The organism is Erythrobacter sp. KY5, from assembly GCF_003264115.1.
Taxonomy (GTDB): domain Bacteria; phylum Pseudomonadota; class Alphaproteobacteria; order Sphingomonadales; family Sphingomonadaceae; genus Erythrobacter.
Genome location: NZ_CP021912.1, coordinates 1,301,022 through 1,318,627, shown reverse-complemented (window position 1 = coordinate 1,318,627; position 17,606 = coordinate 1,301,022). Strand labels below are relative to the sequence as shown.

Below are 17,606 nucleotides of genomic sequence, written 5' to 3'. Positions count from 1 at the left end.
GTTACGCTCGATCGCTGGCGTCAGCCGCGCCCGCGATAAGGCGCCACGCCCTGATCGGGTAGCCAAAGACCTTCGGGCGGAGCGCCGCTCTGCCAAAAGACGTCGATCGGGATGCCGCCTCGCGGATACCAATAGCCGCCGATGCGCAGCCATTTCGGGTTCATTTCCTCAAACAGCCGCTGACCAATTCCGACCGTCACGTCCTCATGAAAACCATTGTGGTTGCGGAAACTGCCAAGAAACAGCTTGAGGCTCTTTGATTCGACGATCGTTTCGCCCGGCGCGTAGTCGATCACAAGATGGGCAAAATCGGGCTGGCTCGTCACCGGACACAGCGAGGTAAATTCGGGCGCTGCGAAACGCACGAGGAAGAGCGATCCGGCGCGGGGATTGGGCACATAGTCAAGCTGTGCCTCTTCGGGTGAAGCGGGCAGCGGAGTGTCCTTGCCCAGAAATGCGGGCGCGCCTCGGGGGTTTTCAGGTGTGCTTTCCATGCCGCGCTGTTGCCGTGAAAGGCGCTCGCTTGCAAGCGAGGAACTGGACGGGCAGGATTTGGGAATTATGTGACATAGGGTAAGATTACGCCAAGCGGTGAGAGACAGGCAGCCCGCCGAATGCTCGCCGCTCGATTGATACGAACCGTCAAGAAACACCCGCATGATGCGCGCGCCGCCCCTGATATCGCTTCACTCGAACCGTCTTATCCCGATGATAAGCGGGACCGCGGTGGCGTCCCTGCTGATTTTGGCGAGTCCGCTCGCAGCGCAGCGCACATTTTCTCTGCCTGAGCCGACGCCCACTCCGACGTCAACGAGCGCGCCTCAAGGACCGATTGATGAGCGCGCGGGAGTGCAAATCGGGCCGCGCGTGATCCGCGAGCCAACGCCGACACCGACACCAACACCGCGAGCTGCGCAGGGGCCTGTCCAGTCGCTTGCCACACCTACACCGGCTCCTGCAGAGACGCCCATCGTCGAGCGAGAGCCAGTAGGCACGAACCAGCCCGCAGCAAGCTCCGCCTCAACGCGAACCTCATCGGAAAGGGAGCTTCCCCGGACACCCTCGACAAACAGGGCGACGTCGACGCCAGCACAGACGCCTAGCGCACCCCAGCGGCTCAATCGCACGCTCACGCGGCGACCCGCACCCCCGGTTCAGCAGGCACCGTCAGAGCCATTGGCCGAAACGGCCGCTGAATTGCCATCAGACGATCTCATCGACGATCCGGCCTCTGGCACCCGAGTACCACTGGGCGACCGGATCAACCCGGGGTTTGAAACGCTCGATCCGGAAAATGAAGAGCTTGTGCCGGTCGGTCCCGATGGCTGGTACGATGTCGGACGTGATGGAGAGGTTGGAGCAAGCTCCAATGCCGGTTTGCGCCGCAGCGTGCCGACGCCCACGCCCGGCTTCACTCCGGAAGGTCCGCTGGACAGCACCCAGAACCGTATTATCGCCGCATTCGCAGCTCTCCTCGGCCTTCTTGCTGTGCTTGCCGGCGTCATCTGGTGGCGCAGGCGACGTGAGGAAATGAGCGGGCAGGAGATACCGAACACGGTCCTTGCGTCAGGCGTGCTCGGCGCGATCCCTGGTCGCAATCCCAAGCCGCAGCAGCCATCGGGAAATGTCGGGCCGGTCGATGCGCAAGTTGATCAGCCTGCGTCTGACGGCCCTGAGGGTTCTGAGCCAGAAGCCAGCGCGCAGCCGGAACTGGAAGCCGTTCCGCCTGAGCCGTTGACACCGGCGCCGCCACTCACCGATGTCGAACCTGCGCGAATTGACGTTGATATCGATATCCCGCTGGCTTCGCGCAGCATGATGATGTTCATGATCGAATTCAGCCTCGAAGTGGCGAACCGATCAGACCGGGCTGTTCGCGACCTGACAATCGCCGCCAAACTCGCCTGCGCCCGCAAGGGTGGGAGCAACGCAGCGCCAGCAGCCGGCGGACAACCGATCGCCACAATCGAACGTATCGGCCCCCAACAAAGCCGCAGGGTTACAGGAAAGATGCAGCTGCCACTCGCTGAAGTGACCGCGATCCGTCAGGGGTCAAAGCCGCTTTTCATCCCGCTTCTTCACGTCACTTTCGAAGGAGAAGGCGTCCACTCCACCACTCGCAGCTTCGTCCTTGGCACTCCAAGCGCGGCGAGCGGCAACCGGGTGCACCCTCTCCCGCTTGACGGGCCTCCGGGCAGCCTTCCTCCCATGCGTGCCCAGCCGCTCAAGCAGCCTGTCACCCAGCCAGCTCAGGGCGATACGGAAGAGGTCTGATCGGCAAAGCTTGGCGCGCGCAACCAGCCGCGCTAGTCATCGCAAGACATGGCTGATGCGTTCCCGATCCTCGTTTCGACCCAGTGGCTTGTAGGCAATCTCGAAGCTGCCGATATCGCCGTGCTGGACGCATCGCGGCACCTGCCCGCAGCCAATCGTAATCCGCGCGCCGAATTCGAAGCGAGCCATATTCCCGGCGCGCGTTTTCTCGATCTAGAAACGCTGACCGATGCTGGATCGTCGGTTCCCGCCGCGCTGCCTACGGCTGAACAGGTTTCACGAAGGCTCGCCCTGCTTGGCGTCACACCCGATCACCGCATCGTGCTCTACGACGACAGCGCTGTGAAGACGAGCGCGCGTGCGTGGCTTGCCCTGACCTCGCATGGTCTTGAGCATGTCGCGATCCTCGACGGAGGGCTCGCCAAGTGGAAGGCTGAGGGTCACCCGCTTGAAAGCGGCGTAAGCGAATACCCCGCTGCAGCTCCCGTTGCTCTGCACGACGGCAACGATGCAGCCACAAAGGCCGAGATGCTGGCGAACATTGGCAGCAAAGCCGAACAGGTGCTCGACGCGCGCGCAGCCGACCGGGTGTTCGGGAGAGGGATAGATCCCGTCCACGGCGGGCAAAATGGGCGCATCCCCGGCTCTTTGAACCTGCCCTTTGGCCAGGTGTTCACAGAAGGCGGCACCTTCAAACAGCCTGCCGTGCTTCGTGCCGAGTTCGAACAGGCAGGGGTCGATATGGAGCGGCCCCTTGTCACAACCTGCGGAAGCGGCGTCACCGCAAGCGTCCTGCTTTTTGCTGCCAGGTTGGCGGGCAAGGAGGACGTGAGGCTCTATGATGGCAGCTGGCAAGAGTGGGAGGCCGATCCGGCAACGCCCAAGGCACAAGGCCCGAAGGATACGACCGGCTCATGAGCGGCTCGAGCGACGACAAGAACCTGCGTCCGGGAACGCGCGTCACGCGCGCTGGTCGCCAGGCGGAATGGACAGGGCCGGTGGTCAATCCGCCGGTCTGGCGCGCTTCGACCCATCTTTATGAAAGCGAAGCACAGCGCAAGGCCGCGACAGGCTCAAACGAGGATGGCGAATTCTTCTACGGCCGCCGCGGTGCGCCGACGCAATGGGCGCTCGCCAAGGCTTTGACCGAAATCGAGCCCGGCGCTTTTGGCACCGTTCTGTATCCCAGCGGGGTTGCAGCGATTGCCGGGGCGTTGCTCGCCGTCCTAAGGCCCGGCGACACTCTGCTGATGAGCGATAATTCCTACGATCCGTCGCGCAGCATGGCGACCGGCCTGCTCAAGCGCATGGGCATCGCGCACGCCTTTTTCGACCCGCTCGATCTGCCTGCCTTCGAAAAAGTGGTCGCTCAACATTCACCGCGCGCTGTCTGGTTCGAAAATCCGGGTAGCCTGACGATGGACGTGTGCGATATCCCTGCCCTTGCCCGTATCGCGCGGCAGGCAGGATCTGTCACTCTGATAGACAACACATGGGCAAGCGCGCTGGGTTTTCCTGCGCTCGCTCACGGCTGCGACATCACGATGCAGAGCCTGTCCAAGCATGTCGGCGGACATTCCGACCTTATGATGGGTTCAGCCAGCGCTGGCGAGCGCTGGTACAAGGCGCTTCGCCTCACATCGCAGCAATTGGGGCAGGTGGTTTCGCCTGACGACGCCGCACTCGCCGCGCGCGGACTGCGAACGATGGCAGTACGGCTCAGACAATCTACGCAAAGCGCGCTGGAGATAGCCGAGTGGCTGCGCGAGCAGCCGCAGGTGGCCCAAGTGATGTGCCCGATGCTACCCGGCTCGCAAGGCCATGAATTGTGGAAGCGCGACTTCACGGGTGGATGCGGACTGTTCAGTTTCGTCCTCAAATCCTCCGACCCCGACGCGAGCGGCAAGTTTGTCGACGCACTCGAGCTCTTCGGCATCGGCTACAGCTGGGGCGGGTTTGAAAGCCTTGCCCTTCCCATCTTCCCGCATCAGCACCGCAACGTCATGGCGTCGCCGACAGCGGCAAGCGGGGGTGGTACACGGCCAGCCGTTCGCCTATCGATAGGGCTTGAAGAGCCGGGGGACCTGATTGCGGACCTTAAACGCGCTCTCTCGCAACTGGACAATTCATGACCGCGACTACGCCTGCATCACAAGACCCGATCGACACGACTGGCCAGGAAGGCGCACAGGTTGAAGCGCCTGTCGAGCAGGCTCCCGAAGATCTGCAACCGGGTCAGGTCTGGAGCTATGCCGAAGAAACGGCTCAGATCGAAGAGATTGTCGGAGTTGCCGAAGGCTCCAAGGAAGCAATCGCATCGCGCAGTGAAACGCTGGGCGCGCTGATCGAGACGCTCGACAGCTGGGCGCTGGTCGTAGACGATATCCGGATTTCGGCATTCGACGTTCTGTTCCTGATTGCCACGATCGGGTTGGTCATAACGTTTGCCTGGGCGCTCACCCGCGTTGCGCGTCGTGTGATTGGCAAGGTCTCGCGCTTCGATGAAGCGCAAAAGGTGCTTGCCGAAAAGCTGCTGACCATCGTCATCTGGACGCTGGCGTTTCTGATCACGGTCGACCTTGTCGGGATTGATCTGACCGCGCTGGCATTCTTCGGCGGTGCATTTGGTCTTGCCATCGGTTTCGGTCTTCAGAAGACCTTCGGAAACCTGATTTCGGGCATCCTTCTGCTGCTCGACAAGTCGATCAAGCCTGGCGACGTGATCTCTGTTTCCGACCAGGCCGGCAACGAAGCGGTCGGACAAATCCGCAAGATCGGCATTCGCGCAATTTCAGTCATCACCCGCGACCAGACCGAACACCTCATCCCCAACGAAAACCTCATGGTGAACCAGGTCGTCAACTGGTCGTACTCAAGCCGCGATGTGCGCGTAAAAGCTCCCGTGGGGGTCTCTTACGACAGCGACCTCGAGCTTGTGACCGAGCTTCTGTATCGGGCGGTCGATGAGACAAACCGAATTCTTTCGCGCCCCAAGCCGCGCGTTAACATCATGGAATTCGGCGACAATTCGGTAAATTTCGAGATCCGCTTCTGGATTCAGGACCCCGAAGAAGGCCTCGCGAATATCCGGTCCGATGTATACATGCGCATATGGCAATTGTTCAAAGAGCATGATGTCGAAATCCCGTTCCCGCAGCGCGATTTGCACCTGCGCTCCTCGAAACAGCTCGACCAGATTGTCGAGATGATGAGCGGCGGAAAAGTCGCGAGCGACTAGCTGCCAGCATAGCCAGAAGGCACTGCCGAAAGCTTTCCTTGCGCTCCCCCAATCCATTCTCACTGGCGAGTGGGCGCGTGTTCGCCCATCTCGCAAGCCATGGAAATCGGAACCATTTACCTTGTCGGCGCGGGTCCGGGTGACCCTGACCTCCTGACCGTGCGCGCTGCCCGGCTGATCGAGCGGGCCGAAGTGATCGTGCATGATGGGCTTGTCAGTCGCGATATCCTCGCAATGGCGCGGCCTGACGCGCAGTTGATTTCGGTCGCGAAGCAGCGCTCAAAGCACACTCTGCCACAGGATCAGATCAACGCCTTGCTCGTCCGCGAGGCGAAGGCTGGACGCGATGTGGTGCGGTTGAAAGGCGGCGATCCGCTTATCTTCGGTCGCGGAGGCGAGGAAGCCGAGGATGCGCGCGCTGCCGGTGTCGCTGTCGAGATCGTTCCCGGCATCTCCGCTGCAAATGGCGCGGCAGCTGCGGCCCAGATCGCTCTCACTCACCGTGACGCATCAAGCGTGGTCAGCTTCGTTGCTGGCCAGTGCAAGGGCCTGTCCGATCAGGACTGGACCGGCCTTGCTGGAAAGGGTCGAACGTTGGTCATCTATATGGGCGTCAAGACCGCGCCTCAAATCGCGGAAAAGCTGATGGCAGATGGCCTTGCCCCTGACATGCCGCTTGCCGTGGTCGAGAACGCAGCGCGCCCCGAAATGCGCGTGCTGCGCGGACCGCTGGCCGCCCTGCCCGATCTCGTCACGCGGGAAGCCGTCAAGAGCCCTGCCCTGATAGTCATTGGCGAAGTTACCGCGCGCGAGGACGCTGCCATCGCCCATTTCGCCGTGGAGGCGCATCAATGAGAGTTCTCACAGGAAACGATCTCAAGACAGGCGATGTTGTCTGGTGGACAGGCGAGACCTGGTCACGCCATGTCGACGAGGCGGTCGACGCGGGCGAACGGGTCGAGGAAATCCTCGCCGCCGAGGAAGCCGCACGCCGTGTCAACGTCCCCTACGTGATCGAGGCTACTCGCGAAGACGATGGCAGCGTGCGCCCTGCTCACATCAAGGACCGCATTCGCGCCCTTGGCCCTACGGTGCGGCCCGATCTCACACTCAAACCCAAAGACCCCGAAGCGATTGACTGGGTAATCTGATGTACAAGTACGACAATTATGACCAGCAGATGGTCGATGCTCGCGTGAAGGAATTCCGCGATCAGGCGCGTCGTCGTCTGGAAGGCAAGCTTACCGAAGACCAGTTCAAGCCGCTGCGGCTGATGAACGGCCTCTACCTGCAATTGCACGCTTATATGCTGCGCGTTGCCATCCCCTATGGCACGCTCAATTCTGAGCAGATGATTGCGCTCGGGGATATTGCCGACAAGTATGACCGCGGATACGGCCACTTCACCACGCGCCAAAACTTGCAATACAATTGGATCAAGCTGGAGGATGCTGCCGATATCCTCGCCGACCTTGCCAAGGTCGAAATGCACGCGATCCAGACCAGCGGGAACTGCATTCGCAACATTTCGAGCGACCATTTCGCCGGCGCGACGCATGACGAACTGGTCGATCCGCGCCCTTACGCTGAGTTGCTGCGCCAGTGGTCGAGCTTCCACCCGGAATTCACCTATCTCCCGCGCAAGTTCAAGATCGCCGTGATCGCGGCGGAGAAGGATCGCGCGGCGATGCGGCTGCACGATATCGGCATCCAGATCGTCAGGAACGACGCCAAAGACGGTGAGGGCGAGATCGGAGCGCGCTTCTTCGTTGGTGGCGGCATGGGTCGCACTCCGATGATCGCGCCGATGATCCGCGAGTTCGTACCACTCGATCAGCTCATCACCTATGCCGAGGCCTGCCTTCGCGTCTACAACCGCTACGGTCGCCGCGACAATAAGTACAAGGCCCGCATCAAGATCCTGGTCCACGAACTCGGCGCGAACGAATATACGCGCCAAGTTGAAGACGAATTCGCTCACATGCTGAAGCAGGGTATCGAACCGCCTCGCGAGGAGTTGGAGCGGATCAAGCCATTCTTCGCCGATCCGCCCTTCGAGGACGGGCCGAAAAACCTCGACCGCTCGGACCCCGACTTCGCTGCCTGGGTCGACCGCAACACGCACCGCCACAAGCACGACAGCTATGTCAGCGCGGTCATTTCGCTAAAGCCCGTCGGCGGCATCCCCGGTGACGCAACCGGTGAGCAGATGCGCCTGATGGCGAAGCTCGCCAAGCAGTACAGTTTCGACGAGCTGCGCATCATGCACACTCAAAACGTGGTCTTGCCGCATGTGAAGATCGCGGACCTGCACGCGCTTTGGACGCAGCTTGAGGCCGCTGGCCTAGGCTCACCCAATATGGACACGATCGAGGATATGATCGCCTGTCCGGGGCTCGATTATTGCAGCCTCGCCAATGCCCGCTCGATCCCGCTTGCTCAGCGCATATCGGAGCGTTTCGATGCTTCGGGCAAGACCGGTGAACTGGGCGAACTCAAGCTCAAGATTTCAGGCTGCATCAACGCCTGCGGGCATCACCATGCAGGCCATATCGGCATTCTCGGCGTCGACCGAAAGGGCGTCGAGAACTATCAGCTCTCGCTCGGCGGATCGGAAGCCGAAGACGTAAGCCTCGCCAAGATCACCGGACCCGGCTTCACCGAAGACGGGGTGATCGAAGCGGTCGACAAAGTCACCGACGTCTATCTCGCCAACAAGCAAGGCGAGGAGCGTTTCCTCGACACCTATCGCCGTATCGGCATGGAGCCGTTCAAGGAGGCGCTTTATGGCTGAACGTCAAGACCTCGGCACTTCCCCCGATGACGTACAATTCCGGTTCCGCGATGACGAGGTCGCCGACCACGGCACTGTCACTGTCGATGCTTGCTGCGAACAGACCAACGCCACGGCAGTCCGCATCGAACCGGGCGACGATGCACGCGTGTTGTTACCCTATCTCGACCGGATCGCGCTCGTCGAAGTCAACTTCCCAACCTTTGGCGACGGGCGCGGCTATTCTGCTGCGCGCATCCTTCGCGAAGAAGGCTATACCGGCGAACTGCGCGCCGTGGGCGATATCGGCATAGACCAGTTGAGCCATATGCGGCGCTGCGGCTTCGACGCCTTTGCGCCCGACACCCCGCTCAACGAAGAGGACGCAAAGCGTGCTTTCGCGACATGGGAGAACGTTTATCAGCACGCCGTAGACACACGTGGAGGGGCGCGGCGCACTATCCCGGAGCTGCGCCATGAATAAGCCACAAGCCCCTTTTACCACCGAAGAAGCGCGCGCTCGCGCGGTTGATCGGCTTGAAACAGGCCCGCGCTTTACCGAGCATGATGCGGTGCGCCTCAACCGCATGTTCCGCGGCTCCTCAACGCAAGAAATGCTGGAAGCTGTGATCGAGGGAAATTTGGCCGGCGACATCGCGATCGTATCGAGCTTCGGCGCGGAAAGCGCGGCGCTGTTGCACCTGATTGCGCAAGTCGATCCGGGCATCCCTGTCCTCTTTCTCGACACCGGCAAGCACTTCGCAGAAACTCTCGAATACCGCGACGAGGTGGTCGCGAAGATCGGCCTTACCAATCTGCAGATCCTGACGCCGGACGAGGCCGAGCTGGCCGAGAAGGATGAAAGCGGGCTTCGCTGGTCCTACGACCCCGATGGCTGCTGCGAGATACGCAAGGTAAAGCCGCTGGCAAAAGCCCTCGACCAGTTCGACGCGAGCTTTACCGGGCGCAAGGCATTCCAGTCCTCGACCCGCGCAAACCTGCCGCGTTTCGAAATCGACACCAGCGACGCGCAAGGGCGGCTCAAGATCAACCCGCTGATCGACTGGCGCGCCGAGGATATCGCTGCCTATTTCGAGGAGCACGACCTCCCGCGCCACCCGCTGGTCGCGCGCGGTTTCCCCTCGATCGGTTGCGAGCCCTGCACCCACAAGGTCGCACCGGGCGAAGACCCGCGTTCAGGCCGCTGGAAGGGCTGGGACAAGACCGAATGCGGTATCCACAAGCCGGGCGAGGAACCGTTTCTGTAAGGACTTGATCGGTGAGCGGGTTTTGATAGCCAAGAGGCATGATTGCTTCGCTCTTACTCGCCATGGCGCAGACCGAACCCGCGCAGGCGGAACCCGATTGCTCATACGATCTTCAAGCCATGCTTGAGCTGGATCAGCGATCCTTCGATCAGGATATGGACGGCGGCTGGCGCCCGCTCGGCATGCGCGAAGGCTGCGAGATCGCCACCGCCGAACTGATCCGGGCATGGCGGCACGAAAAGCGCGCTCACGATTCCATTCTCTATTGGCACGAGGGCCAACTTCGTGCGTCGGGCGGTCAGACAGATGAGGCCATCGCCTTGTTTGAGCTGACCTACAAGTCGCCCGATCAGGACACCGATTTTGGATGGAACCATTACGTCGATGGGACCATCGCCTTCCTCCAGGATGACCGGGAAAGGCTCGACACGGCAATCGAGCGACTGAAGCAAGTTCCCGAGCCTGAGAACAACAGCTTCACACGTCCCGACGGAACCGTGATCCAGATGAGCTGGCCGCCAAATCTGCCAGTGTTGGAGGGCTTCGCGCGGTGCTGGGGCAAGACCTACAAGCAAGCCTACGGCACCGAAGAATGCTTCGTCAGGCCGTGAGCTACCGGGACTAGAGCAGCCCCTGCTCCTTGTACCACTCGGCGGTCATTTTCAGGCCCGCCTCGCCTCCCCAGACCGCTTGCCAGATCGAGATCGGCGGCGCTTTCCTGAGGTCGCAGACCCAATCGTCGTGCAGCATATAGCCGACCCGGTCCTGCGTCAGCTTTGCTTTCCCGCCGCGCAGGAAACCGTCGATCTGGGCGCCCAGTTTCATCGCCGCTGGCGGGAGCGCGATTGCCTTAGCGCCGGAATTGCCAACCGCTTCGCCGATCATCTCGGCCAGTTCCGTATGCGAATAGCCGAACGCATTGTCGTCCCATGGCTCATAGGTTTGCCCACGGGTCACCGGGTTGACCGGGACGAGCGCGACCAGGAGGCGCGCAAGGTCCTCGACATGGATCAGGGAGCTTTTTCCCTCCGGGGGTACAGGCACGATCCCAAGCTTGGCAGCCTTGAAAAGATCGAGATAATCCTTGTCGCCCGGACCGTATACGCCCGGAGGTCGCACTATGGTCCAGTCGAGCCCGCTTTGCTCAACCAGTGTTTCAGCCTTCGCTTTCGACGCGCCATAGGCGGAAAGTTCCGGTTCACGCGCAGAGAGCGAGGAGACGAACACAAACCGTTCGACGCCTTTTGACTTGGCAGCTGCGATCATATTGGCCGTGCCCGTCACATTCGCGGCTTCAAATCGGCTAGGATTGGGCGTGCTTGTAAGTCCGGCGATGTGGATGATGGCATCGCACCCGCTCGCCAGTTCCTCCAACGCCTCAACCAGGTCTAGCGTACCCGGTACCCAGATTACACGCTCGCGCGGTTCGGCATTGCGCCGGGTAAGTGCTCGAACCTTGAGGCCCTTGTGAATCGCGACGTCGAGAGTCGCCTTGCCCACAAAACCCGTTGCTCCGGTGATCGCTACAGTGGCCATGGCGCTACAAAAGGACCATCTGATCGCGGTGGATCACCGCAGAGCGCGGAATAGTGCCGAGCCTTTCGGACAATTGTTCGCTGCGCAGCCCCTTGATCAAATTGCACTGCTGCGAATCGTATTCGACCATGCCTTTGGCGATCATGCGTCCATCGGGGTCTTCGATAGCAATGACATCCGCTCGTTCGAACTTGCCAAACACATCGGTCACACCCGCAGCAAGCAGGCTTTTGCCACCGCGCAGCGCTTCAACGGCACCGGCATCGATCCTGAGCGAACCGTTGAACCGCATCCTACCGCCGATCCACGATTTGAAGGCGTTGTCATCGCGTTTTGGTAGAAAAACCGTTCCGAGATTTGCACTGAGCGCCCTGCCAATCGGGTAGTCGTCGACCCCCTTGATGATCGTGAGGGCGATTCCGGCACGTTCGGCAATCTCGGCAGCGAGCAGCTTGGAGCTCATGCCGCCCGACCCCATACCCGATCCAGAACCACCTGTGGCCATCGCGTGCATTTCGGGTGTGACGCCACGCACCTCTTCGAGCAGTTTGGCGTCCGGATTGCTTGGATGCGCGGTGTAAAGCCCTTCCACATCGGTCAGCAGGATCACGCCATTTGCGCCAGCCGCCTGCGCGACACGAGCCGCCAGGCGGTCATTGTCGCCAAACTTGATTTCCTGCGTCGCGGTGGTGTCGTTTTCATTGATGATCGGGATTGCCCCGCGCTCAAGCAGTTCGCGCAACGTTGCACGCGCATTCAGATACCGTCCGCGATTTTCAAGATCATCGAGCGAAAGCAGCATCTGACCTGCCATCAGGTTATGTTCGGCGAACATCTGTGCCCATGTGCTCGCCAGAAAGACCTGCCCGACCGAAGCAGCAGCCTGCGCATGAGCCAGCGTCTCGCGTCCGCCTCCGGGAAGCTCGAGCATCGCGGCGCCTAACGCGACCGAGCCCGAAGCCACGACGATAACTTTCTGTCCGCGCTCACGTGCTCCTGCGACTTCGTGTGCAACGCTACGCAGCCAGTCGAAGCGCGGAGTTCCGTCAGGATGGACGAGAAGCGCCGATCCGATCTTGATGACCAGGGTCGGACATTTGGACACATCGCGAAAATCGAGAAGGGTTTCGATAGTCATGTTGCAGTGCACCTAACGATTGGCGCGACCAATTTAAGGGACACGGGACTCGTGCGCCATCAGATTGGTGACCAATCGTCCGCTTCATCCCCGCCATCTTCACCATCGCCAACGCTCTCGCTAGGCAGAGCGTTGTTCTCGGTTGCGGTCCGATCGGGAAGATAACCCAGCACCGCATCCATAAGCTTATCGATCCCGTCTCCGCTCGCGCCCGAGATAGTGAAGACCTTGTCCGCACCTGCCGCGATCAGTTCTTCGGAAAAAGCAGCGCCCAGTTCCTCATCAGCGAGATCGAGCTTGTTGAGCGCGACCAGTTGCGGTTTGTCTTCAAGACCGGCTCCATAAGCCTCAAGCTCTTCGCGCACGATGCGCATGGCTTCGACAGGATCGTCGCCCGCGATGTCGATCAGGTGAATGAGCACGCGGCAACGTTCGATATGGCCAAGGAAGCGGTCACCGATCCCGGCACCGTCTGCCGCGCCTTCGATAAGACCGGGAATGTCGGCAAGAACGAATTCGCGGCCCTTGTGACGCACCACGCCAAGCTTGGGAACCAGCGTGGTAAAGGCATAATGCCCGACCTTAGCCTTCGCATTGGAGACCGCATTGATGAAGGTCGATTTGCCCGCATTGGGCAGGCCAACAAGGCCTACGTCAGCAAGCAGTTTCAGGCGCAGCCAGACCCACATTTCTTCACCAGGCTCACCCGGTTGGTGCTGGCGCGGGGCGCGGTTGGTCGAACTTTTGTACGATGCGTTTCCGCGTCCACCCATCCCGCCTTCCAGGAAGATCAAGCGCTGGCCAACCTCGGTAAAATCGGCAAGCACCTCTTCCCTGTCTTCCGACAGGACCTGAGTGCCGACCGGCACCTTGATGACAAGGTCATCGGCGCCTGCTCCGGTCCTGTCCCTGCCTTGACCGTGATTGCCGCGCTTTGCCTTGAAATGCTGGGAATAACGGAAATCGATAAGCGTGTTGAGGCCAGGGACGGCTTCGAAAATTATATCCCCGCCCTTGCCGCCATTGCCGCCGTCGGGTCCGCCATATTCGACATACTTCTCGCGCCGGAACGAGACCGCTCCCGGTCCGCCGGCGCCCGACTTGAGATAGATTTTAGCCTGATCGAGGAAATGCATGGATGCGCATCTATGCATTTCCTCGACAGATTGCGAGCGTTTAGAAACTCGCGCTGAAACCGGCGATCACGGTTCGGCGCGGGGATACGAACGAAAACACCTGCTCATAGTCCTCGTCCAAGAGGTTCTCAGCCCGGGCAAACACGTCAATGCCTTCAGCAATCTCGATACGCGCGTTGAGATTGACGAGCGTGTAGTCGTCGAGCGCGGTCAGCGGCGCAGGGAAAGTGCCGGCAGAGAAATCACTGTCGAAAGCCTCGCCATTGTGGCGCACCACGAGAGTTGCCGAAGCTTTCTTGTCCGGGGCAGTCCAATTGAGCGCGGCGCTTGCGATGCTTTCCGGGCGGCGGACCTCGATCGCGCCGTCTTCGTCTGCATCCAGATAGGTGTAAGCAATATCGAGGCTCCATTGCGGGCCGAATTGCGCGGCCAAAGCGACTTCCACGCCCTGCTGATTGCTCTCGGTGGTCCGATTGCCGGGTGTCGCCACAAAGGTCGGCGGCAGGAACGTGGTGAAGATCTCGCTTTCAAGCTCTGCATCGAAATAGGTCACCGACAGGACTGCGTCGCCATCGGCAAAAGTCTGGTCGAGGCCCACTTCCCAACTGGTCGATTCTTCCGGCTCAAGGTCGGGATTGCCGATGAAGGTGCCATCGAAGAAACCAAACAGCTCGAAGAAAGTCGGGTTCTTGACCCCGGTGCCGATGGCAGCGCGAGCACGCGTGGTCTCGGTCAAGTCGTAGCCAGCGCCAATGCGAAATGTGGTCGTATCCTGAAAGCGGTCGTTGAAATCATGTCGAATGGCTGCCGCAAAGTCGAACTTGTCGCCTGAATGGCGGTATTCGCCGACTAGCCCGACATTCTCGGTCTCTTTGCGATCGTCGAAGGTTGCGACGTTGTTGAAGCCTTCGACCTCGTAATCGACTGCAAACGTGAGGCCGCCCTCATCATTGACCCGGAAGGCTGATACATAAGACGCCTTGAAACGGTCGCTTTCTGTCTCGCTCGTCAGGCCGGTTGGCGCAAAAGTCTCCCGCGAAACATCGGCGACCTGAACAGACAGATCGTGAGTCCAGTCGCCATCGAGGGTATCCAATCGCCCACCGAGCAGCGCGTAGATCGCCTGGTTCTCAAACCCGACGCCCGGACTATCGACAACGAGGCCGAATGTCGGGCTGCCGAATGCGAAATCCTGATCATTGGTCTCGCCCTGTGTCTCGACGTAGCGGGCGGTGGCGCGCAATTCGAAGCGTTCTGACAGCTGGGCCGCGAGTTTCCCAGAGAACGTATAGCTGTCGCGCCCTATGTCGCGCAGCCCGTTGCCATTGACCGCGCGTGCGTTGGGTTCGCCATCTGTGCTCACGACTGTTGCCGAAAGCGAGGCTGCGAGAGGTCCGTCATCGACGCCCCAGCGCGCCGCGCCGTTGATGGTGTTGTTCTCGCCCCCTTCTAACCGGATGCCAAAACCGTCGAAATAGCCGCTATCGTAAGCGACCACACCGCCGATCGCATCGTTGCCGTAAAGCGCCGATTGCGGCCCCCGCAGCACTTCCACGCGGCTGCCGATTTCAGCCTGCAATGTCCCGATATCGAATTCCCCGCTGCCGGGATCGGAGACTTCGATCCCGTCAACGAGTACGAGAACCTGGTTGGCCTCGGTCCCGCGCAGGCGCAGCTGTGTCTGGCCTGCGACCGAGCTTACCGCAATTCCCGGCACATCGCGCAGCACGTCAGCGATGTCACGGGTCTGGCGCTGCTCAAGCTGCCGTTCCGTGATGATCGTTACCGACCCGGTGTAATCCTCGGCGAGGACCTCATCGTCGTCGCGGCTTGCACTGACTACGATGCGAGGTTCGCTCTGCGAGGCAACCTGCGCCGCAACAGGGGCGCAACCAATCAGCGCTACAATCGACGCGCCGCTTAACAAGAATAGATTTTTCAACGTCCGGTATTCCTTCCGAATGAGCAACAATGCACCGCGAAAGGCGAACCTCTCACGGCAGTTCAAAGTCGTCGCTCGAAACGAAAGTTATCCGCGCCTCTCCAATCCCTGAGAGGGGCAACAAGCGACACGCTCCGGTCGGTCTCCTGGCTTGCGGGTCGCTGCTTCTCTCGCACCTTCCCAAGCGTTAACCGCTCAGTGGTCGCTCCCGATGAAGGGAGCACGCGCGAGAAACTCACCGCTTACAGTTGCAGGGACAGCTGCGGAATTGCCCGTGAAGGGCGCACCGCATTCCCGTTACCGATGCGTATTTGGCGATCTAGCCGCGTGCAGAATGTTCGGCAAGCTGCCAATTGTCAGAGTGTAGAGCCGCCATCTGGCGCAGGCGGTTCAGTTGCCACCGGTTCGACGACCGGTTGAGAAACGACATTTTCCTGAACCGGTATGACAGGCACTGCGACTCCGGTTTCCGGATCCGTTACCGTGCCTGCAGCGGCTGTCGGATTGGCGAGCACTGCCGAAGGATCGCTGGTCGGTCCGGGAACGGGTACGCCATTTGCCTTGGCAGCCTGCACCGCGACCCAGCCTGGCTGCGAAGGTCCGAACATGTCGCCATACTTCACGTCCCATTCGTAAGACGCGCGCTGGTACTGCTCATACTCGTCGAAGAACAGGTCAAATGGCGCTTCGAGCAAGGCAAAGTTATCGATTGCAAAGGCAGCCGGATCGCTAGGCCGGGCAGCATTGTAGCGGTTCGAGATATCCAGTGCCGCGCGGCAGAAACGCGCGCGCGCCGGGGGCAGCGCGAAGAAATTGTAGACGGCGGTCATCTGCTCTTCACGAGCCAGAATTCCGGCGCGCCGAGCACCCATTTCCTGGCGATATGTGCGATCGATCCTCTCGTTGACCTGGCGAAGAGGCCGGGCAAAATCTGCGATATACGCGCTGTAGGCAGACAGGACCGGCTCGTACTGCGCCGATGTGCAGTTGAGCGCCGCCACATTCCACGCGGAGCGGAAGTGCCACACTTTCTCGTCGTCAGTGATCCCGCGATTGATGGTCTCGCGCTGGCCGACCATGTTTCTGGCGGGGATGTTCATCACATAAGCTGCCCCGCCCGGTGGAAGCGGACGATAGGGCGTGCGCTCGACCACAGGCGGTGGTGGCGGAGGCGGAGGGGGTGGCGGCGGTGGTGGCGGCGTTGTCGCACAGGCAGAGAGCATGGCGACCATTGTCGCCACGGCGGTTATCTTCAGCGGTGCGCGTATCTTGCCGCGCGTCGCATTCTCAATGCTCATACCAAAGTCGCCTCTCATAAAGTGTGCCCCCTCGCACCGCGTCGCTATCATACTGTCACTCGCCTTTCTGGGCGCTGAAGCATGCGTACCGAATACGGACACGCCGTGGGTTAGTTGCGCTGTATGGCAAAGCAAATGCCCGAAGCCTACGATTAGGCTCCGGGCATTCAACTATATCAACAGTTTAGTGTGGGATCAGCGCTTATTCGCGGCTACCCAGGAACTGCAGCAAGAACATGAACATGTTGACGAAATCGAGGTAGAGGCTGGTCGCCCCCATGATTACCGCCTTGCCCATGAACTCGGTACCGCGAAGGTACTCGTAGTCGTTCTTCAAGCGCTGCGTGTCATAGGCTGTAAGGCCTGCGAAGATCAGCACGCCGAGGCCGCTGATGACGAAAGCCATTGCTTCCGACTGCAGGAACCAATTGACGATCATCGCAACGATCAGGCCGATAACGCCCATGATCAGGAAGCTGCCGAAGCCCGACAGGTTCTTCTTAGTGGTGTAGCCGAACAGCGACAAACCCGCGAAGGCTGCAGCCGTCGCGAAGAACGTCGTTGCGATCGATTCACCGGTATAAACCAGGAAGATCGTCGACATCGACATGCCCATTACGGTTGCAAAGGCCCAGAACACGATCTGGAGCGTCGCCTGGCTCATTTTGTTAAGGCCGAACGTCATCGCGAGAATGAAGCCCAGCGGTGCGAGCTTGATAATCCACAGCAGCGGGCCGCCATTCATGTACAGCCACGCGACAGCGGACTCGTTGCCGCCCCAGGAAAACAGGATCGCGACGATGCCGGTCAGCAATACGCCCGATGCCATGTAATTGTAGATCGAGAGCATGTACGAACGCAGGCCCTCGTCATAAGACGCGCGGCTGGCTACATCGCCGCCTGCGCGCGGCACCGAGCCGAAGCCCTGGGTGGTGCGCTGTGTGTCTTTCCAATCAGCCATTATGGATCCCTTGTGTCCAAAAGCCGGCGCGAAAATACGCGC

General features: G+C 60.5%; 18 protein-coding genes and 1 riboswitch. Of the genes, 10 read left to right on the top strand and 8 right to left on the bottom strand.

Annotated elements, in window-relative coordinates; all coding sequences use genetic code 11:
* Positions 1-20 precede the first annotated feature (20 nt).
* Positions 21-494, bottom strand: a complete 474-nt coding sequence (queF, locus tag CD351_RS06265) for a preQ(1) synthase (protein WP_111991804.1) — start codon at positions 492-494, stop codon at positions 21-23.
* Between the two features lie 327 nt (positions 495-821).
* The gene (locus tag CD351_RS15685; protein ID WP_162627631.1) at positions 822-1,121 is read right to left on the bottom strand and encodes a hypothetical protein; all 300 of its coding nucleotides are present in this window, start codon (positions 1,119-1,121) and stop codon (positions 822-824) included.
* A 55-nt stretch (positions 1,122-1,176) separates the two neighbouring features.
* On the opposite strand from CD351_RS15685, the gene CD351_RS06260 reads away from it, so the two are divergent.
* The 10 genes from CD351_RS06260 (at position 1,177) to CD351_RS06215 (ending at position 10,164) form a co-directional block, all read left to right on the top strand.
* Positions 1,177-2,274, top strand: a complete 1,098-nt coding sequence (locus CD351_RS06260; RefSeq protein ID WP_162627630.1) for a hypothetical protein — start codon at positions 1,177-1,179, stop codon at positions 2,272-2,274.
* 48 nt (positions 2,275-2,322) lie between these two features.
* Positions 2,323-3,192, top strand: coding sequence for a sulfurtransferase (locus CD351_RS06255; RefSeq protein WP_111991802.1), 870 nt, complete (start codon positions 2,323-2,325; stop codon positions 3,190-3,192).
* On the top strand, positions 3,189-4,406 hold the full coding sequence (gene metC / locus CD351_RS06250) for a cystathionine beta-lyase (RefSeq protein WP_111991801.1): 1,218 nt from the start codon (positions 3,189-3,191) through the stop codon (positions 4,404-4,406). Before CD351_RS06255 ends, metC begins: the two co-directional genes overlap by 4 nt.
* Positions 4,403-5,512, top strand: a complete 1,110-nt coding sequence (locus CD351_RS06245; RefSeq protein WP_111991800.1) for a mechanosensitive ion channel family protein — start codon at positions 4,403-4,405, stop codon at positions 5,510-5,512. Before metC ends, CD351_RS06245 begins: the two co-directional genes overlap by 4 nt.
* 99 nt (positions 5,513-5,611) lie before the next feature.
* Positions 5,612-6,367 carry a uroporphyrinogen-III C-methyltransferase gene (cobA, locus tag CD351_RS06240; protein WP_111993625.1) on the top strand — a complete coding sequence of 252 codons (756 nt, stop codon included), beginning with the start codon at positions 5,612-5,614 and terminating at the stop codon, positions 6,365-6,367.
* On the top strand, positions 6,364-6,663 hold the full coding sequence (locus CD351_RS06235; RefSeq protein ID WP_111991799.1) for a DUF2849 domain-containing protein: 300 nt from the start codon (positions 6,364-6,366) through the stop codon (positions 6,661-6,663). The genes cobA and CD351_RS06235 overlap by 4 nt, the downstream gene beginning before the upstream one ends.
* Positions 6,663-8,306 carry a nitrite/sulfite reductase gene (locus tag CD351_RS06230; protein WP_111991798.1) on the top strand — a complete coding sequence of 548 codons (1,644 nt, stop codon included), beginning with the start codon at positions 6,663-6,665 and terminating at the stop codon, positions 8,304-8,306. The genes CD351_RS06235 and CD351_RS06230 overlap by 1 nt, the downstream gene beginning before the upstream one ends.
* Positions 8,299-8,769, top strand: a complete 471-nt coding sequence (locus CD351_RS06225) for a DUF934 domain-containing protein (protein WP_111991797.1) — start codon at positions 8,299-8,301, stop codon at positions 8,767-8,769. Before CD351_RS06230 ends, CD351_RS06225 begins: the two co-directional genes overlap by 8 nt.
* Entirely contained in the window at positions 8,762-9,553 is a 792-nt protein-coding gene (locus tag CD351_RS06220) for a phosphoadenylyl-sulfate reductase (protein ID WP_111991796.1), read from the top strand. The genes CD351_RS06225 and CD351_RS06220 overlap by 8 nt, the downstream gene beginning before the upstream one ends.
* Before the next feature lie 38 nt (positions 9,554-9,591).
* On the top strand, positions 9,592-10,164 hold the full coding sequence (locus tag CD351_RS06215; protein ID WP_111991795.1) for a hypothetical protein: 573 nt from the start codon (positions 9,592-9,594) through the stop codon (positions 10,162-10,164).
* A 10-nt stretch (positions 10,165-10,174) separates the two neighbouring features.
* Here CD351_RS06215 and CD351_RS06210 read toward each other — a convergent pair whose 3' ends face one another.
* The 6 genes from CD351_RS06210 to CD351_RS06185 form a co-directional block, all read right to left on the bottom strand.
* Positions 10,175-11,089, bottom strand: coding sequence for an NAD(P)-dependent oxidoreductase (locus CD351_RS06210; RefSeq protein WP_111991794.1), 915 nt, complete (start codon positions 11,087-11,089; stop codon positions 10,175-10,177).
* A gap of 4 nt (positions 11,090-11,093) precedes the next feature.
* Positions 11,094-12,227: a glutamate 5-kinase gene (proB, locus tag CD351_RS06205; protein ID WP_111991793.1), complete on the bottom strand. Its 1,134-nt coding sequence runs from the start codon at positions 12,225-12,227 to the stop codon at positions 11,094-11,096.
* Between the two features lie 59 nt (positions 12,228-12,286).
* Positions 12,287-13,363: a GTPase ObgE gene (gene obgE / locus CD351_RS06200; protein ID WP_111991792.1), complete on the bottom strand. Its 1,077-nt coding sequence runs from the start codon at positions 13,361-13,363 to the stop codon at positions 12,287-12,289.
* A 40-nt stretch (positions 13,364-13,403) separates the two neighbouring features.
* The gene (locus CD351_RS06195; protein WP_111993624.1) at positions 13,404-15,305 is read right to left on the bottom strand and encodes a TonB-dependent siderophore receptor; all 1,902 of its coding nucleotides are present in this window, start codon (positions 15,303-15,305) and stop codon (positions 13,404-13,406) included.
* 118 nt (positions 15,306-15,423) lie between these two features.
* Positions 15,424-15,644: riboswitch (cobalamin riboswitch) on the bottom strand.
* Positions 15,645-15,661: 17 nt separating this feature from the next.
* The gene (locus CD351_RS06190) at positions 15,662-16,603 is read right to left on the bottom strand and encodes a hypothetical protein (protein ID WP_234027255.1); all 942 of its coding nucleotides are present in this window, start codon (positions 16,601-16,603) and stop codon (positions 15,662-15,664) included.
* A 202-nt stretch (positions 16,604-16,805) separates the two neighbouring features.
* The gene (locus tag CD351_RS06185) at positions 16,806-17,564 is read right to left on the bottom strand and encodes a Bax inhibitor-1/YccA family protein (protein WP_111991791.1); all 759 of its coding nucleotides are present in this window, start codon (positions 17,562-17,564) and stop codon (positions 16,806-16,808) included.
* Positions 17,565-17,606 lie beyond the last annotated feature (42 nt).

Bases quoted from the DNA above. Each gene is read 5' to 3' on its own strand.
- CD351_RS06215 (WP_111991795.1), top strand. From the start codon at position 9,592: ATGATTGCTTCGCTCTTACTCGCCATGGCGCAGACCGAACCCGCGCAG.
- metC (WP_111991801.1), top strand. From the start codon at position 3,189: ATGAGCGGCTCGAGCGACGACAAGAACCTGCGTCCGGGAACGCGCGTC.
- CD351_RS06190 (WP_234027255.1), bottom strand. From the start codon at position 16,603: ATGAGCATTGAGAATGCGACGCGCGGCAAGATACGCGCACCGCTGAAG.
- CD351_RS06235 (WP_111991799.1), top strand. From the start codon at position 6,364: ATGAGAGTTCTCACAGGAAACGATCTCAAGACAGGCGATGTTGTCTGG.
- CD351_RS06225 (WP_111991797.1), top strand. From the start codon at position 8,299: ATGGCTGAACGTCAAGACCTCGGCACTTCCCCCGATGACGTACAATTC.
- CD351_RS06245 (WP_111991800.1), top strand. From the start codon at position 4,403: ATGACCGCGACTACGCCTGCATCACAAGACCCGATCGACACGACTGGC.
- queF (WP_111991804.1), bottom strand. From the start codon at position 494: ATGGAAAGCACACCTGAAAACCCCCGAGGCGCGCCCGCATTTCTGGGC.
- CD351_RS06210 (WP_111991794.1), bottom strand. From the start codon at position 11,089: ATGGCCACTGTAGCGATCACCGGAGCAACGGGTTTTGTGGGCAAGGCG.
- cobA (WP_111993625.1), top strand. From the start codon at position 5,612: ATGGAAATCGGAACCATTTACCTTGTCGGCGCGGGTCCGGGTGACCCT.
- CD351_RS06230 (WP_111991798.1), top strand. From the start codon at position 6,663: ATGTACAAGTACGACAATTATGACCAGCAGATGGTCGATGCTCGCGTG.
- proB (WP_111991793.1), bottom strand. From the start codon at position 12,227: ATGACTATCGAAACCCTTCTCGATTTTCGCGATGTGTCCAAATGTCCG.
- CD351_RS06185 (WP_111991791.1), bottom strand. From the start codon at position 17,564: ATGGCTGATTGGAAAGACACACAGCGCACCACCCAGGGCTTCGGCTCG.
- obgE (WP_111991792.1), bottom strand. From the start codon at position 13,363: ATGCATTTCCTCGATCAGGCTAAAATCTATCTCAAGTCGGGCGCCGGC.
- CD351_RS06255 (WP_111991802.1), top strand. From the start codon at position 2,323: ATGGCTGATGCGTTCCCGATCCTCGTTTCGACCCAGTGGCTTGTAGGC.
- CD351_RS06220 (WP_111991796.1), top strand. From the start codon at position 8,762: ATGAATAAGCCACAAGCCCCTTTTACCACCGAAGAAGCGCGCGCTCGC.